The sequence below is a fragment of the Bradyrhizobium mercantei genome (assembly GCF_001982635.1).
Taxonomy (GTDB): Bacteria; Pseudomonadota; Alphaproteobacteria; order Rhizobiales; family Xanthobacteraceae; genus Bradyrhizobium; species Bradyrhizobium mercantei.
Map to the genome: position 1 here is coordinate 764,169 of NZ_MKFI01000004.1, position 16,156 is coordinate 780,324.

At 61.9% G+C, this 16,156-nt stretch carries 14 protein-coding genes and 1 tRNA gene; 6 read left to right on the forward strand and 9 right to left on the reverse strand.

Features of this window, described 5'->3' with window-relative positions; genetic code table 11:
* Nucleotides 1-44 precede the first annotated feature (44 nt).
* The gene (locus BI327_RS21520) at nucleotides 45-1,421 is read right to left on the reverse strand and encodes an O-antigen ligase family protein (RefSeq protein ID WP_245334893.1); all 1,377 of its coding nucleotides are present in this window, start codon (nucleotides 1,419-1,421) and stop codon (nucleotides 45-47) included.
* Nucleotides 1,422-1,970: 549 nt separating this feature from the next.
* Here BI327_RS21520 and BI327_RS21525 point away from each other — a divergent pair.
* Together BI327_RS21525 and BI327_RS21530 are read left to right on the forward strand one after the other, a co-directional pair.
* Nucleotides 1,971-3,170, forward strand: coding sequence for a polysaccharide biosynthesis/export family protein (locus BI327_RS21525; RefSeq protein ID WP_076862753.1), 1,200 nt, complete (start codon nucleotides 1,971-1,973; stop codon nucleotides 3,168-3,170).
* Nucleotides 3,167-4,447 carry an acyltransferase family protein gene (locus BI327_RS21530; RefSeq protein ID WP_076862754.1) on the forward strand — a complete coding sequence of 427 codons (1,281 nt, stop codon included), beginning with the start codon at nucleotides 3,167-3,169 and terminating at the stop codon, nucleotides 4,445-4,447. Before BI327_RS21525 ends, BI327_RS21530 begins: the two co-directional genes overlap by 4 nt.
* On the opposite strand, the gene BI327_RS21535 is transcribed toward BI327_RS21530, so the two are convergent.
* The gene (locus BI327_RS21535; protein ID WP_245334894.1) at nucleotides 4,404-5,600 is read right to left on the reverse strand and encodes a glycosyltransferase family 4 protein; all 1,197 of its coding nucleotides are present in this window, start codon (nucleotides 5,598-5,600) and stop codon (nucleotides 4,404-4,406) included. The two genes, BI327_RS21530 and BI327_RS21535, sit on opposite strands and share 44 nt — an antisense overlap.
* A gap of 342 nt (nucleotides 5,601-5,942) precedes the next feature.
* Here BI327_RS21535 and asnB point away from each other — a divergent pair, with 342 nt between their 5' ends.
* Nucleotides 5,943-7,883 (forward strand): asparagine synthase (glutamine-hydrolyzing), encoded by a 1,941-nt coding sequence (asnB, locus tag BI327_RS21540; protein WP_076862756.1) that lies wholly within the window; start codon nucleotides 5,943-5,945, stop codon nucleotides 7,881-7,883.
* 56 nt (nucleotides 7,884-7,939) lie between these two features.
* On the opposite strand, the gene BI327_RS21545 is transcribed toward asnB, so the two are convergent.
* Nucleotides 7,940-8,218, reverse strand: coding sequence for a hypothetical protein (locus tag BI327_RS21545; RefSeq protein ID WP_076863176.1), 279 nt, complete (start codon nucleotides 8,216-8,218; stop codon nucleotides 7,940-7,942).
* A gap of 42 nt (nucleotides 8,219-8,260) precedes the next feature.
* Between BI327_RS21545 and BI327_RS42400 the strand changes: the two genes are divergently transcribed.
* Nucleotides 8,261-8,452: a hypothetical protein gene (locus BI327_RS42400; RefSeq protein ID WP_159450480.1), complete on the forward strand. Its 192-nt coding sequence runs from the start codon at nucleotides 8,261-8,263 to the stop codon at nucleotides 8,450-8,452.
* A gap of 699 nt (nucleotides 8,453-9,151) precedes the next feature.
* Here BI327_RS42400 and BI327_RS21560 read toward each other — a convergent pair.
* Nucleotides 9,152-9,226: transfer RNA gene (locus BI327_RS21560), tRNA-Gln, on the reverse strand.
* Between the two features lie 220 nt (nucleotides 9,227-9,446).
* On the opposite strand from BI327_RS21560, the gene BI327_RS21565 reads away from it, so the two are divergent.
* Nucleotides 9,447-11,225, forward strand: coding sequence for an acyl-CoA dehydrogenase (locus BI327_RS21565; RefSeq protein ID WP_076862758.1), 1,779 nt, complete (start codon nucleotides 9,447-9,449; stop codon nucleotides 11,223-11,225).
* Between the two features lie 210 nt (nucleotides 11,226-11,435).
* Here BI327_RS21565 and BI327_RS21570 read toward each other — a convergent pair whose 3' ends face one another.
* Nucleotides 11,436-12,422, reverse strand: a complete 987-nt coding sequence (locus tag BI327_RS21570; protein ID WP_076862759.1) for a LysR family transcriptional regulator — start codon at nucleotides 12,420-12,422, stop codon at nucleotides 11,436-11,438.
* 118 nt (nucleotides 12,423-12,540) lie between these two features.
* Here BI327_RS21570 and BI327_RS21575 point away from each other — a divergent pair, with 118 nt between their 5' ends.
* On the forward strand, nucleotides 12,541-12,945 hold the full coding sequence (locus BI327_RS21575; RefSeq protein WP_245334895.1) for a DUF1330 domain-containing protein: 405 nt from the start codon (nucleotides 12,541-12,543) through the stop codon (nucleotides 12,943-12,945).
* 54 nt (nucleotides 12,946-12,999) lie between these two features.
* Here BI327_RS21575 and BI327_RS21580 read toward each other — a convergent pair whose 3' ends face one another.
* From BI327_RS21580 to BI327_RS21595, 4 genes are all read right to left on the reverse strand, one after another.
* Nucleotides 13,000-14,049, reverse strand: coding sequence for a lytic transglycosylase domain-containing protein (locus BI327_RS21580; protein WP_083742183.1), 1,050 nt, complete (start codon nucleotides 14,047-14,049; stop codon nucleotides 13,000-13,002).
* Between the two features lie 178 nt (nucleotides 14,050-14,227).
* Nucleotides 14,228-14,920, reverse strand: coding sequence for a VOC family protein (locus tag BI327_RS21585; RefSeq protein ID WP_076862760.1), 693 nt, complete (start codon nucleotides 14,918-14,920; stop codon nucleotides 14,228-14,230).
* 39 nt (nucleotides 14,921-14,959) lie between these two features.
* On the reverse strand, nucleotides 14,960-15,358 hold the full coding sequence (locus BI327_RS21590) for a nuclear transport factor 2 family protein (protein WP_076863183.1): 399 nt from the start codon (nucleotides 15,356-15,358) through the stop codon (nucleotides 14,960-14,962).
* A gap of 30 nt (nucleotides 15,359-15,388) precedes the next feature.
* Complete coding sequence (locus BI327_RS21595; protein WP_245334896.1) at nucleotides 15,389-16,057, reverse strand: hypothetical protein; 669 nt, start codon at nucleotides 16,055-16,057, stop codon at nucleotides 15,389-15,391.
* Nucleotides 16,058-16,156: the final 99 nt, after the last annotated feature.

Genomic DNA, 16,156 nt, shown 5'->3' on the forward strand with positions numbered 1-16,156 from the left:
GCATCCTCTGACTTGCAGTGCCGAGCCGGTTGGCCTCGCGCGCGCTAGCGTGACCTCACGACGTTGACGGGTATGGACGGCGGCTTGGGCCGCGGCCCCTGGATGCGACGTATTGCCGGATGCCGCGCCCTACCCAGGGCGACCGCGGGACGCGTCTGCCCCCAATATCTGGCGGCTTCGACCGCAGCGATGACGAACACGATCCAGAGCATTTCGAAGCCGCGCATCCACGTGCTCTCGAGACCGTTGGTAATGGCAACGTAGAGAACGATCGACAGCAGGATCCATGCCCGCGAAAAATCAAACCGCGCCAGGCGACCAATGCCGTTTATCGTCGCAAGGATGAATGCGACAAGCAGGAAAAATCCCGCATAGCCAAGTTCAAGCAATGTGTCTTCATATCCATTGTGGGCGTTAGGCATGTCCTTTACCCAGCCGGGCGCTTCCACGATGCTCGGTGCGTCGGGCCCAACCAGCCAGAACGATTGGTAACCCCAGCCTAGCAGCGGCTTCTTGGCGATTTGTAGATTTGCAAAATCCCAAATGATGGTACGGCCAGTGAAGGTCGAATCGCCATACAGAATGTACGATACGCGATTCATGCTGAAGCCCGTGACGAACGAAAAGACCATCCAGCAAATCGGTATCGATACGACAATCACCCACACCGGAACGCGCGTAGCCTTGGAAAGCTTGAGCAATATCCAGGCTAGCATCGGAACAGCCACCGCAAGGGCAAGCGCCGTCTTTGAATTGCTCAGCAGCAGCAGCGCAACACACATGAGCGCGGTAACGATGCCGAGAATCCGTCGCTGTCCGGAATGAAGCAACTCATGAAGCGCAAGCAGGAATGCAACGGCAGCGCATTCACCCAGATAGTTCTTGCCCGAGAAATAACCCGGGTAGCCCCATGTGGCGAACTTCACGTCGATCGGCGGCCTGCCCATGACGAATAGCACGTTCAGGACGGCAGCGATGAAGAAGCACCAGAACAAGCCGCGCAGCAGATCGGTCGATCGAGTTGCAACGATCGCCGGGAGCGCGATCGAGGCAATGATCATGGCCTGCTGCATAAATCTGATCAACGAAGCCTCCGGCTTGAACGCCCAGGCAACACTCGCTCCCGCCAGCGCAAGATAGGCAAACAACATGATCAGGATCGGCGGAAAGCGAAGTCGCGACCGATTGCGCAGCGCAACGACGAGCGCGATTGCGGACAGGATCGGCCAAAAGATCTTGCTCTCGGGTCGAGCTTCCAAAAGACACGCCGAGTCGGTCGGACTGCAGGTCACGAGGATCAGCGGAAAGGCGATCGTGGCATAGACGCATGCCAGCAGCGGGATGATCGCGTATCCGTCGATGACCCGGCCGGACGGAGCCGCCAAGCCTGGTCGCTGCGAACGCAATACGGCTTCGTACATGCTCGGTGCCCGTCAACTCCGGTCGCGAAGGCCGTCCTAGCACGCCGATCGTTAATCGCCTGTCTTGCCCAATCGCGGGGCCGCGCAGCGATACGAGCAGCTTCTCGATGGCACTGGCGGCAACATGTCCTCAGGCGGCTCCGAACACCAAGGAATCTGTCAAACTTCCTGAATTTTTATAGTGAACGCTTCGTTAACGCTTGTCCCCTAGCGTGGCGCACGGAGCGGGCTGTTTCGTCTGGTCACTTGATATTCCGGGAATTGCAGATGCCACGCAAGTCCATGTTTGCTCGCGCAGATTTCTTCCGGGCCCGCGCCCGGCAGTGCGGCTGTGCAGGCGAAGCGGCGCCGATTGCAAGCTGCGGCCAGGCAAGCTCGACGAGCAAACCGACGTTTACCAAGACTGCATTCATTAATCTTCGTTAACCAGGGCCCAATGTCGTGCCGAGAACCGCAGGCGAGAGCAGTCAACGAACGTCGTGCCTGACCACTCGCGAAGTGGCGTCGGCGCGTTCGCCTGGCAATTCCTCGCGTCTCGGTGGCTGCCTGTTGGGCGCCCTGGTCATCACAACGACCATCGCGCTCGCCGGCTGCTCGACCATGCCGACCTCGGGACCGGCAAGCTCCTACGTCCGCGCGGGACAGACCGACCCTGATAGCGTGCACTATGCTCTGGTGCGCCTGACGGCCGACACCGAGAGGGTGTTGGTGCGCAACTCCATGCGGATCGACCGCGTTTTCACGGATCGCCGCCCGCCGCCCGAGATTCGCTTTGGCATCGGCGACACGGTCAGCGTAACGCTATTTGAATCGATGGCCGGCGGCCTGTTTACGCCGACCGAAGCCGGAACACGTCAGGGAAATTACGTCACGTTGCCCAATCAGGCCGTGAACTACAAAGGCAACATCACGGTGCCGTACGGTGGCTCCATCCGCGCCGCGGGCCGCACCCCGGATGAAGTCCAGAACGCCATCGTGAAGTCGCTGGAGGACCGTGCGATCGAACCACAGGCGGTGGTTGCGCTGGTGGATCAGAAGGCGACTTCCATCAGCGTGTTGGGCGAGGTCAACACGCCTTCGCGCTTGCCGGCAAGCGCCAGCGGCGAGCGGCTGCTCGACATCATCACGCGCGCAGGCGGCCCCAAAAATCCCGGCTTCGATACCTGGGTGGCCCTCGAACGCGAAGGACGGCACGGTACCGCACCGTTTGGATCGCTGCTCAGCCAACCGGCAAACAACATCTTTGTTCGTCCGCAGGATACGGTCTACGTATATACGCAGCCGCAAACCTTCCTCGCGATGGGCGCCTCCGGGCAACAGGGACAGTTCTCGTTTGGAGCCTGGCGCCTGTCACTGGCCGAGGCTATGGCGAAGGCCGGCGGTCTCAAGGATGATCACGCCGACCCCGGGTCCGTGTTTATTTACCGTGGAGAACCGCGCGAAGTCGCCAAGCAGCTCGGCGTCGACTGCACGCCGTACAGCGGGCCCCTCGTCCCCGTTATCTATATTCTCGATTTGAGAGATCCCGGCGGCTACTTCATCGCGACACAATTCGAGATGCGGAATAAAGATGTCATCTTCGCATCCAATGCAAACTCTGTCGAAGCGACCAAGTTCATGACTTACCTTCGAATGATCATCGGCACCGTAAGCGATCCAATCGTAACCGGTATCGATGTCTACACGCTCAAGGGGCTCGCCACCGGCACCATCTCCGGCGCGACAACCGTCGTTACGTCGTCCCGATGACAACCATCGGCCTGGCGGAACCGGCTCCCGCGGCACGTGTGCTGCCGGCGACCGAATCCGCCGAGGCAACTGCCCGGGACCAGTGGCCCCGCCTTCAGGGACACATTCCTGCGCTCGACGGAGTGCGGGGACTTGCCATCGTCATGGTGATGCTGCTGCACTTCGTCGGCAACACGTTGCCTACCAACGCTGTCGAGAAGATCGTCGTCGGAATCACCAACTACGGCTCCTACGGCGTCGAGCTGTTCTTCGTCCTGTCCGGCTTTCTCATCACCGGCATCCTCTATGATTCACGTGAGGATCCCAGCTTCTTTCGCAATTTCTACATACGGCGAGTGCTGCGCATTTTTCCGCTCTACTACGGCGTACTCGCGCTGGTCTTCTTCGTCGCTCCGCTTCTAGCTCCACTGCGTGGTCCGTCCCTCGATTATCTGATCGATCGTCAGGCCTGGGCCTGGCTGTACGGGGTCAACGTCTACATCGCATTGAGCGGTGACTGGTCATTCTCGTATCTGGAGCATCTCTGGTCGCTTTGCATCGAAGAGCATTTCTATTTCTTCTGGCCGCTCGTCGTATATCTGGCCGCCAGGCAACCCAGAAAGCTGATTGCGATCTGCCTCGGCCTGTCGGTTGCTGCGATGCTCGCCCGCCTGGGCGGCTCCCTGGCCGGACTTAGCTGGTGGACGACCTATGTGCTGACACCGTTTCGCCTGGACGGCTTGGCCCTCGGCGCCTTTCTGGCCGTGCTCGCCCGGCAACCGCGCGGACTTCAGCGACTTGTAGGTGCCCTGCCCTACGCCGCGATCGCTGCATTCGCCTTGCTTTCCCTGACGTTCATCTGGACGCGCCTGGTAACCGCCGACCAAGGCCTCGCTGTCGTCCTTCCGGTTCGGTCTTCCATCATCACCGTGCTGTTGGCCTGTCTCCTGGTCTGGGCGCTGGTTGCGCCAAAGCATTCCCTGGTATCACGGCTCTTCTGCAGCCGGCCGCTGATGTTTCTTGGGACCTATAGCTACGGCCTGTACGTCTACCATCATTTCATATCGTACTATCTCGTGACTCATCGAACCGAACTGGTGCTCGGCGGATGGCTCGGTTCTCACAGTGCCGCCGTTGCAATTCAGGCGACAGCGGGCGTGCTCGTCTCGCTGGTGATCGCCTATCTGAGCTATGAATTGGTCGAAAAGCGCTTCCTGCAACTGAAGCCGTTGTTCAGCGCTCGGCGCCCCGTCGCTACTGGCGACGCTGTGGTGCCGTCCCATCCGCACCGCAACTGATGGCGAGTCTGGTACGGTAAAAGCTCTCGAGCGCGCGAGCTGCTGAACTCCAGGCGTACTTGCTCTCCGCCAAGCGTCTTGCCGCGCGCCCGAGATCCGAGGCGCGATCGGTATCGCTCAGCAAATCGCCGACACGGGCGGCAAAGCTCCCGACATCGTCCGCGATCACGATGTCACGATCCGGCACGGCCTCAATCCCCTCGGCGCCCAGGGTCGTCGAGACGATTGCCTTAGCCATAGCCATCGCTTCGACAATCTTGAGCCGCGTCCCGCCTCCTAGTCGCAGAGGGACGACGACGACCGCGGCCTCGGCAAGATGCGGTCTCAGATCCGGCACAAATCCAGTGAACTCGATGCGGGGACTTGCCAGCGCCAACAAAGCGGGGGGCGGCGACCCGCCAATGATCTTGCAACGCGCATTCGGATGACTGGCCGCGATGCTGGGCCATATATCATTGACGAAGTGGATGACACCGTCGACGTTCGGCGCATACGACAAAAGGCCGAAGAATACGACAGTGCGCCCGTCGGGCTTCGGATCGTCGGCACGCGGGCGATAGAACTCGATATCCGCGGCGTTGGGAATGACGGCTGTGGTGACCTCCGGCACTTCTTCGAGCAGCCGTCGTTCGTCCGCTACGCTGCACAAGTACACGCCATCTGCGTCACGATAGGTCCCGAGTTCCTCCCTCCGAAGCTTGCGCCAATTGACTTCGGAATAAACGCGACGAAGCAGGCTGTCGCCACCTTGAGCGTACTGGCGAGCGAGGTCGTAATCGATGTTATGAGAGTCCACGACCAACACCGGGAGGTTCGCTCCGGCTGGCGCCTTGCGCAGCTCGTAGTGACCAAGGAATGTGAACTCGAGATTAACCACGTCGAAGCGCGTCGACCCAAGCAAGTCGTCCAGCGTCTGCCGCACTACGTCTGCCGTGATTCGCAAGCGCTCGAAGCTGAGGGGCGACACCAGGGAACGCAGCTGAAGCAGGCGCTTCGGCATCCCATCGCGACCAAGCGGATTGCGCACGAGCACCACTTTGCGGCAGTAGGCCTGCATGGCAGTTCGGCATTCTTCAATGTCGTGCTCGGCATCCACGAGCATGACTGCCGTTAGATCATGGCGCTGGGCCAGTTCTGTCATCAAACCGTGCATGCGCGCCTGCGCGCCTATGCGCGGCGGGCTCGCAGGCATCTGTGAGACAAAAAGAACGTTTAAGCGGTCTGAGTGCATCGATCCGAACCTGCCTGCCGACGTCGACAGGCGCTGAGATGCTCGCTGGGAACCCACATTCTCACAGCCTGAATTACTCAATGCTTAAGCTGGAGCTTAGCGTTAACGGTTGGCCGCTCCTCTTAACGAAACAATGATAGAAAGGCGGGACGTCCATTTATCCGGTTCGGTTTTCGACGTAGAAGCATTGCCGAAGCAGCCTTGGTAGCTCCTCCGCGGCGTCACCTCGTGCGGGCTAGCTCAAGCCGCAAAGGCGACGATTGAATGTGCGGTATCTCGGGTATTATCGGCCGGCTTGACGAAAACAACCGGGCTGCGCTCGCTCGGATGAGCAAGGCCATGATCCATCGTGGGCCGGACGGCCATGGCACGTGGACCTCGACGCCGGATGCTCGCGGCTGGGGTGTCATGCTCGATCACCGCCGCCTCTCGATCCTTGATCTGTCGTCGACCGGCGCCCAACCGATGGTGGATGACACAACCGGACACGTGATTTCGTTCAACGGTGAAATCTACAACTATGTCGCCTTGCGCAAACGTCTCGAGGGCGAAGGGCAATCGTTTCGGTCCAGCGGCGACACCGCGGTCATGTTGCGAGCACTCGGCCTGCATGGCCTGAAGGCAGTTGGATGGCTGCGCGGCATGTTCGCATTTGCAAGCTGGGATCCGCTGCAGCGACGGCTTCTGCTTGCGCGCGACCAGCTCGGCATCAAGCCGCTCTATATCGCGCAGTCCAGCGACCCGAACGCAACCTGGTCGCTGATATTTGCATCCGAACTGCGTGCATTGCTGGCCTCAGGCTTGCTCGGAACGCCGCGTCTTGATCCGCAGGCGGTTGCGAGCAGCGTCTGGAACGGCTTTGTGGTCGGTCCTCGCACCGCCGTTCAGGGCGTTGAACTGCTCGCGCCAGGTCACTGCGTCGAGTTCGACGGGACAGGCCGTAAGGTAAACGAGGACGATTTCTGGCGTATCCCCGGAGACTCGCCCAAACCGACAATGGACGAGGCGACGCTTGCCTCGATCCTCGAAGAAGGCATGAAGCTTCACCTCGCCAGTGACGTGCCGCTCGCGATTTTCCTGTCGGGCGGCATCGATTCCTCCGCGATGGCGAATCTCGCGCAACGGACCGCTGACGCTCCGGTCCATACGTTCACGCTCGCGTTCGAGGACCAGCAGCTCAACGAAGCGCCGTTCGCAAGACAGACCGCTGCGGCAATCGGCACTCAGCATCACGAAGTGATGTTGACCGAGCAGCGGTTCGTCGACAGTCTGGACGACGCCCTCGACAGTCTCGACCAGCCAACCTTCGATGGACTGAACGCCTATTTCATCTCCCGGGCGATTCGCGAAGCAGGCTTTACCGTCGCGCTGTCAGGAACCGGCGGCGACGAGCTGTTCGGCGGGTATCCGACCTATCGCGATCTTCCGATCCTGCAGCAGTGGTGTCATCGGGGCCGCGCATTTCCGAGACAATGGCAAGCCAAGGTTGCAGCCTTGTTGACCTGGCCGATGCGACGATCGTCACACCCCGTGCCGCCTCAAACGCGCTGGGCGAAGCTTCCGGACATGGTCGATCGCAGCAAAGATTTGCTGGCGCTATACCAGATGGCCTACGCGCTCTTCCTGCCCGGATTTCAAGGTGAATTGCTTGCACCGGATTTCGCGGGTGCGCTTGCGGACGGCCTTCCCGACGCGATGCGCCGGCGGCTAAAGACCGAAACGGCAGGCCGTACCGCCGTTTCCGCCATCAGCGTCATGGAACAACGTCTCTTCCTGGGCGAACGCCTCCTGCGCGACAATGATGCAGCAAGCATGGCCAGTTCGCTCGAACAGCGCGTGCCGCTGGTCGATCACGTCTTGTTCGAAAGCGTCGACGCCCTGCCGGACCAGGCGCGATATCACCCCTTGGGGCGTAAAGATATGCTTCGGCGGATCGGATTGCGCGGGCTCGATCCTGCGATCTTCGAGCGCCCGAAGACCGGCTTTGTCATGCCCTTTGACCGGTGGATACGCCGCGGATTGAAGGATGCGATGGACCGGACGATGCGCGATCCGCAGGCGATCGCACCCACAGGCCTAAATCCCGCGGCGGTCGAACGACTTTGGCGCGCCTTTCTCGACGGAGCGCCCGGCATGTACTGGTCGCGGGTCTGGTCCATCTACGCGTTTGTCCGTTGGTGCCACCGCAACGGCGTCTACAAATGAAGAACGATAGTGTATCGGCCTGGACGACGTAGGAACTCGCCACCTTGCCGGCACCTTCACTGAATTCCTCGCCGCTCACTCTGACCGTTCGTCCAATCGATAGCGTCGAACGCGAGTCCTCGCTTCAGCATCTCCGCCTCAAGATCGCCGGCATGCCGCTTCCATTCGGTCGTCGACCGGACTCGGTATTTTGGGTCTTTGCCGCTTGCCTCGCATTCATCGTCGGCCTCGAGCGCGCCGCGGATGGCCTCATATATCATCCTCAGGCTGGCATCGGTGATCATACCGCAGGCCATCGGTTTCAGTGTCTCGATCTGATCGAAGTTTCTGCTCATGACCATTGTCGATCCTCATCTACACGCGCTAGCGTGACTTTGATGAATTCGATCTCCTCGCTCGGGGGATCGATCACGATCGACGGCATGAACGCCTGGCATGCAGGGCAGTTGGACATCATTCAGCAAGTGCTGACGATGGTGCCTCAGCTCTTCCAAGGCTTGGCGATCCTTCGACGAAATGTTGCCGGCAACAATCTGCTCGATGGCCTTCATCGGAAATGCGCTTTATAAAAATTAGCATAACTGCAATTTTTCTAGTAAACTTGCCAAATAGCTTCCTGACAAGAGCCCCGCCGTTGTCCTCGCGCGCTAGCGTTAAAGCTCGTTCCGTAAATGCCCGAACACTTCGGTTCGCATATAAGTTGCATCGAGCCAGCGCCTTCACCCAAGAGATGATCCGTCGCTAGTCGGAATCGGGCTGAAAGCGAACTAGTAAGTTCGATCGGACCAAATCGAGTCTCGGGCTAACGATCTACCTTGCACCGGCCATCATTCGGCCGGCGGAGGGAGCGATGCGAAGAGATAAGAATCCGCCGTGACCAAATCGCATGGCTCTCCGATCAGCCGGCACCGTCCTGGTTAGGAACACTTGCAGCAGGGGAATTAGGAACACTCCTCAGCATGAGGAAGCAAATCGGCCTGCCCAACGAGTTCAGCCTTGACGCCTGCCGGCAGGGGGGCATGACCGAGCTTGAAGAGGCAGAACTCACCGAGGGCCAAGGTCGAGCCCTATCTGCGCACCGCACCCGGGAGAGCTATGCCGGGTGTGCCAAACGGACCGAGGCGCCGATGTTGTCGGCGACCCGGAAACGGCACGCCCACATGCTTGCGAACCAAGCGGCAACAGACGTTCAGAATGCGGCTGCTAGCGCCGTTCAGAACGACAGATCGGAACCAACTAAAATCGCATGAAATATCAATGCGTTAAGTTGGCTGGGGCGGGAGGGATCGAACCTCCGAATGGCGGAATCAAAATCCGCTGCCTTACCGCTTGGCTACGCCCCAACGCGCCGATCGAAGGCCTCGCCGGTCTATAGGGTGAGTCCCGTCATTTCAACTGGCCGGCGATCGAAAAGGCACGAAAGCCGCAGGATGATGAAGGCGCTCCCAATATAAAGCCACGCCACGGTGACCGAAACAGACCGCGCGATGTCCGTTCGGACTGTTGAGAGGCCGCCGGTTTCATGGGATGACAATTTGCAAACGCCTCGTCGGGAGTAACGCCATGACCTACCGTGCGCCGATCAACGATATCCTGCTGTCCCTCAATCACGGTGCGGGGCTCGCTGCCGCCGTCGAGGCCGGCCATTACGGCGATTTCGACGGCGATATCACCGCTGCGGTCCTGGAAGAAGCCGGCAAGTTCGCCTCCGATGTGCTGGCGCCGCTGAACAAGGTCGGCGACGAGCACGGCATCAAGCTCGACAACGGCAAGGTGACGACCGCGCCGGGCTGGCCCGATGCCTATCAGCGCTGGACCGCGGCCGGATGGAACGCGGTGTCCGGCCCGGAAGCATTCGGCGGCCAGGGCCTGCCGCTTGCGATCAACGCCGCCTGCACCGAGATCTGGAGCGCGTCGAATGTCGCGTTCGGCCTCTGTCCGCTGCTGACGCTGTCCGCGATCGAGGCGCTCGACGCCCATGGCAGTGCCGAGCTGAAGAAGATCTATCTCGAGAAGCTCGTCACCGGCGAATGGACCGGCACGATGCAGCTCACCGAGCCCAATGCCGGCTCCGACGTCGGCGCGCTGCGCACCCGCGCCGAGCGCGCCGCCGACGGCACCTACCGCATCAAGGGCACTAAGATCTTCATCACCTATGGTGAGCACGACATGACCGACAACATCGTGCACTTCGTGCTCGCACGATTGCCCGATGCGCCCGCCGGCACCAAGGGAATTTCGCTGTTCCTGGTGCCGAAGTTCCTGGTCAATGCCGACGGCTCGCTCGGTGCGCGCAACGACATCCACGCCTCCGGCGTCGAGCACAAGCTCGGCATGCACGCCTCGCCGACCTGCACCATGACCATGGGCGACAAGGGCGGCGCGATCGGCTTCCTGATCGGCGAGGAAAACGCGGGCATGCGCTGCATGTTCACGATGATGAATCAGGCCCGCCTCGGCGTCGGCCTCGAAGGCGTCGGTATTGCCGACCGCGCCTATCAGCAGGCGCTGGCCTATGCGCAGGAGCGCCGGCAGGGCAAAGCACTGGGCCACAAGGGCGACGGCATGGATCCGATCATCGTGCATCCCGACGTCAAGCGCATGCTGATGCAGATGCGCAGCATGACGGCGGCGGCGCGCACGATCTGCTACGCCACCGCGGTCGCGCTCGACGTCTCGGTGCGCGCCAAGGACGCCAAGGTCCGTGCCGACGCGGCCGCCCGCGGCGCGCTGCTGACCCCGATCGCGAAAGCGTTCTCCACCGACATCGGCAACGAGGTTTCCTATCTCGGCGTGCAGGTCCATGGCGGCATGGGCTTCATCGAGGAGACCGGCGCCGCGCAGCATTACCGCGATGCCCGCATCACCTCGATCTATGAGGGCACCAACGGCATTCAGTCGATCGACCTCGTCACCCGCAAGCTCGGCGCCAATGGCGGCGCCTCGGTGTGGGCGCTGCTCGATGAACTCGCCACCACCATCAAGCAGGTCGAGACCTCCAACGATCCGGCGTTCGGCACGACAGGCTCAAAACTGCGCGACGCCCATGCCGCGCTCGAGCGCACCAGCAAATGGCTGCTCGAAAGGCTCGCCTCCGCACCGAACGAGGCGCTCGCCGGCGCAACACCTTATTTGCGGCTGTTCGGCGCCACGCTCGGCGGCTGCATGCTCGCCGGCGAGGCGCTCGCCGCCAAGGCCAATGGCGAAGCCGAGCCGCAGCGCTATGTCGCCCTGGCGCGCTTCTTTGCCGAGAACATCGCGGTGCAGGCGCCGTCGCTGGAGAAGACGGTGACGGAGAGCGCCGAAGCGGTGACCGGCGCGGACGCCGTGCTGGCGGGGTAATTCAACAGCTCTCGTCGCTGTCATTGCCGTGTTCGCAGCACACGCGTTTGACGCACCCGTGCGCCTCATACACCGCCGTCGTCCCTGCGAAAGCAGGGACGACGAGGGGGATCGTGCTCGATCCCATCTGTCAAAACAGCTTGTTCAGTGTCATCGCCCGGTCGAGCCGGGGGCTGACAGGTGATGATGGGGCTCGCGCCGTCGGGCAAATCAGTGATCGCGAACCTGGCGCGGGGCAGGCCTTGCGCGGAGCCGACCGCCTCTTTTTGCTGTCGCCGGCTCGGTCGGACGCGTGATCGGGAACGTCTTGCGCATATGCGCGGCCAGCATCGCACAATAGTCAGTGGCGAAACGGGGCAAGGGACGCCGCTTGTCCCATGAGATGGTCAGGGGCTCTTGCAACACGCGGCGCCGGTGCATGAGACCGGCAATTCGTACGTCGTAACGCCAGCACTGAAGTTGGGAAGGAACGATCGCTACGCCGTGCCCTGCCTCGGCGAGCGCCAGCAAGGTGTGCGGGCTGCGGCTCTCGAACATGATCGTCGGTTTCAGTCCGGCCATGCGGCTTGCTGCATCGAAGGCGCGGCGAAATCCGAACCCGCTGTCCAGCAGCAGCAACGGAAACCCGGCGAGGTCGGCGATCTCGATGCTACGATGCGGACCAAGCGGCATCGCGGGATGGCAGGCCGCCAGCAGCTGCACAGGCCCAAGCGGAAGGCTGCCGAAGTGCTGCTCGTTCAGCCTGACCGCGTGCAGCAGGTTCTGCCCGAGATGGATCTCCCCGCGTTCGAGCATCGTCAATATTTCGCTGCCGGTCCCCTCCCTGATCCTTATCTCGACCTTGGGGTATCGCTCCGCGTATCGGTGGAGAAACGGCGACAACACGCTTTCGATGTGTTGCGGCGACCCGGCGATCCTGAGAACTCCCGTGTCTCCCTGGCGGAGCAGCTGCGCCTGCTCCTTCAGCGAACTGACGCTGTTGAGCAGCAGCCGGCAGCCCGCGATCAACTGCTCGCCTTCACCGGTCAACAGCAGCCGGCGCCCGACCCGGTCGAACAGCCGCAGGCCGAGCTCCTGCTCGAGAGCGATGATCTGCCTGGACAAAGCGGGTTGGGCGATGCGCAACCGCATCGCTGCCTTTGAGACCGTGCCGAGTTCGGCCACGGTCACGAACGTGAGGGCCTGTCGAAGGTTCATGCTCCCTTATACCACTAGGGCATAGGATTTGAGAGAATATATGCATTGGACATTATCGGGAGCGCCGTGGAGAGTGCTCTCAGGTTGCTGCTTGCGGCACAGGCATCAGGAGGTCCGCATGAATTCGCGATGCAAGATCGGTCTGGTCATGTTGACGTGCGCAGCCTTCGGTGCGCTCGGCAACGCAGCACTCCATGGCGAAGCAAGACCGCCCGCCTATCTGATCGGTCAAATCGACGTCACCGATCCCGATGGTTACGCGAAGGAGTATCTCCCGAGGGCGCGGGAGATCATCAAGGCACATGGCGGCAAGCTGGTCGCGGCTGCAGGCGCGGCGGCGACGGGCTCGCAGGTCGTCGCCGTTGATGGCAATCCACCGAAGCGCGTCGTCATCTACATGTATCCGAGCATGGAGGCGCTTTGGGCCTGGCGAAACGATCCAGCCTATGTGCAGGTTCGAGCCGTCGGCGAGAAATACGCCAGCTACCGCACATTTGCGGTCGAGGGTTCTGTCCCGAACTAGCTCCGATCGGCGACGCACCGAATGTCGACAGCCGCGACTTGCATCCCGTGCAAGCTAGTTTCGAAACACCAGACAGCGCCCGCCGATCGCCTCTAGTCGTGCGCACAGCTGGTTGGCTCGCTCCCGGGTCGTCTCGGCGACCCGGAGCAGATACCAGGTGGCCGAACCGGGCCCGGCCATATGCGATCTCAGAACAAGCGGCGCGCGATCGCCAAGCACGGGCGCAAATCGTTTCTGAAGTTGCAGGTAATCGGCAAGGACCCTGGATTGCGAGGGGCCGCCGGCCAATTGGAGGCCCCAAGGTCCCCACGCGGCTTGCTTGGCGATTGTGACCGATTCCTTTGGCGCCGCAGGAAGCGCCCTGATCAGCATGCCGCGCACGATGTCATCGCACGCCATCGCAGCGTCGGTGTGAACCCGATCCTCCACCGAATTCTGCGCCCATTCCTCGGCAGACTTGCCGGTGATGATCCTGACATAGGCGCGTGTTTCGCCCGGCAGGTTTCCACGTCCCGCCAGCCAATCCTGAACGCGCCGTGGACCACCATTATAGGCAGCCGCAGCAAGGCCGAGATTGCCGAACTGCTCACGCAGTTCGCGGAGCCAGCGCGCCGATTCCTCCAACGCAGGCAAGGGCTCGAACGGATCAGCCAGACCGCGCCAACGCGCGGTGCCAGGCATGAATTGGGCGATACCCTGGGCACCGGCCGGACTGATCGAGTTGGGATCGAAATTGCTTTCCTGCCAGATCAGCCGGACGAAGAAATCGGGCGGCAGGCCGTTCTTTAGTGCGGCCTCCTCCAGCGCCTTGCAGTATTGCCGCGGCCCATCAGGCTTCGAACTCGTTGGTGTTGGCGCCGGAGACGGAGCGGATGAGGATTGCTGGTTCGACGCCGACCGATCGGCCGCAGCATTCTCGCCGACGCCCGGATTCGGACGAGCTGTTTCCGTTTGCGCGGGCTCGGCGTGTTGCGCGGCCGGCGTCACCGCCGGATTGCCGATGGGTTCGGCGCCTGCCACACGGACGAACAGCAGAATGCAAGCCGAGCCGATGGCCGCTCGTCGAAATCGATGAACCCGCCGCGGCCTGGAAAGCGACTGCATGAAGCGATCATCAAAACGAAGTATCTGTCGGCGCGATCATAGCATCGGCGCCGCCTGGCGGGCAGGAAATTTGCCGTCCAAAGCGCGATGAGATTGGGCTGATTCATCATCCCGCTTTGGCACATTGTTAGAGCATGATCTTTTCGGAAAACCGCTTCGCACTTTTCCGGATCATGCTCTAGCGGTCGGACAGGCTGCCGACGATCGACGCCCGGCGGGACAGCTCAATCCAGTTGCCATCGGGATCGAGGATCATGGAAATCCGCGCGACCTCGCCGAGCGTCACCGGCGCGAGGCCTTCGCGCACGCCTCTGGCGCGCAGCTCCTCATGCACCGCGTCGATATCGGCAACCTGCAACGTGATGTAGCGCCAGCCCCGCGCCTGCCGCGTTTGATCGACGCTTGCGGCGCGGTCTTCCCTGAGCAGGATCAGACTGTCGCCGAGGCGAAACGCCGGACCGCCCGACCATGATTGCTCGGCGAAGCCGAGGACGTCGCCGTAGAACCTGCGATGCGCGGCAAGGTCGCGCACGGCCATCGCGACGGCGATCTGGGTGATGCCCTCGTGCCCGGGCCTCACCAGGCAAACGCCGTTGCCGTCGGGATCGGCCATGCGCTGCGGCGTTTCGACGCCCTCCCGCGCAACGATCAATTCGCGATAGCCGCTCGGCGCCGCATCGGGCAGCGGCTCGACATGATGATTGAGCTTGATGACCGAACCATGCGCGTCGTGCCGGTACTGCTTCTGCCCGCGCCGGACCGGCAGCACGTGATCGAAGCGAAGCCCGGCCTCCTGCTGCCAGAATTGCAGCATCGGCTCGAGATTGTTGGTGGAAAGGCCGACGTCGATCGCGTTCTTCGCCAGTTGCATGTCCGGTCTCCTCAGCCGCCCTGCGCTCTCGCAGGCTGCTCAGTCCGGGAAGCGATCGCCAAACATCGGCAGGCCGCTACGCGACTGGGCGCGCGTCGCCTCATCCTGAATGACATCCCAGTGCTCGGCAAGGATATCACCCTCCATGCGCACGATATCGGCGACGACCCAGGCGGTCGGCAGGCCAATACCGCTGAACCGACCGTGCAGAATGACGAAGTCGCCGGTCGCCGCCGCAAGGTGGTTCTCGTAACGCAGCGTCGCGGGCAAGCCCCTGACCAGTTCGAACAGTCCTTCCCGGCCGGGCGGAATGTGCGCGCTGTGTTGGATGTAGCGCGGCGACCAGAGCTGCTCGGCGGCCGCGTATTCGCGCTTGTTGAACAAGGTATCGAATGCGTTCAGGACGATCCGGACGCGGTCTTCGGGCGGTACGCTCATGGTCATGCTCCTTGCCAGGGGAGGCTCGGGCTATTTCCGCAGCAGCGGGATCTGCAGATTGGTCGGCCGGTTCTGCTCGGTGTCGAAGCCGCGGCCGTCGACATTGCGGGCGCCCCAGAACAGGAGGTCGCCCCTGAGATAGACCAGATCGTATTCCATGAAGTTGGCGCCTTCCCTCAGCGCGAAGGGCGCAAACGATTTACCGAAGATGCTCTGCGGCGCGTGGACCGCCCACGGCGCGTAGCCGGCGGAGGCAACCGTGTTGAGGACATCGGCAAAACCTTGCGCCAGCGGCGTCACCTCATAGGCCTCGTCCGCGACGAAATCGACTTTCTGTGCGCCCGGTGCAATCGGATGCGCGCCCTGCCACTGCATGTGCCCGACAATCCTGATCCGCGCCAGCGGCACCTTGCCAAGGGGATCGGCAGAGTTGACGACGACAAGCTCGAAGCGATCGGAGGATTGATAGGTGAAGGCGCGCTTCAAATAGAACGGTTTGATCGAGCCATCCGGATTCTTGCTCGGCCGGATCTCGGGCGCGATGCTTTCCCAATTTCCGGCAAGTGCCTGCTTGATCGTCGCGACATCGGTATCCATGGTGCTCGTCCTTGGTTGGGTGCCCGGAGATTGCGCGACGGCGCGGCCAAGCCCTGTCAGCATCAGCAGCGACAACAGCAACACTCCAGGACCTGTCCGCATGCATCCGCTCCGGCTCGGCGATGCCCGGAGACCCTGCCTGCAAGGCAGAGCCCACATCGGGAACGTGCTTGGCTATAGACGGCGCTAGCCGGTGTGAAA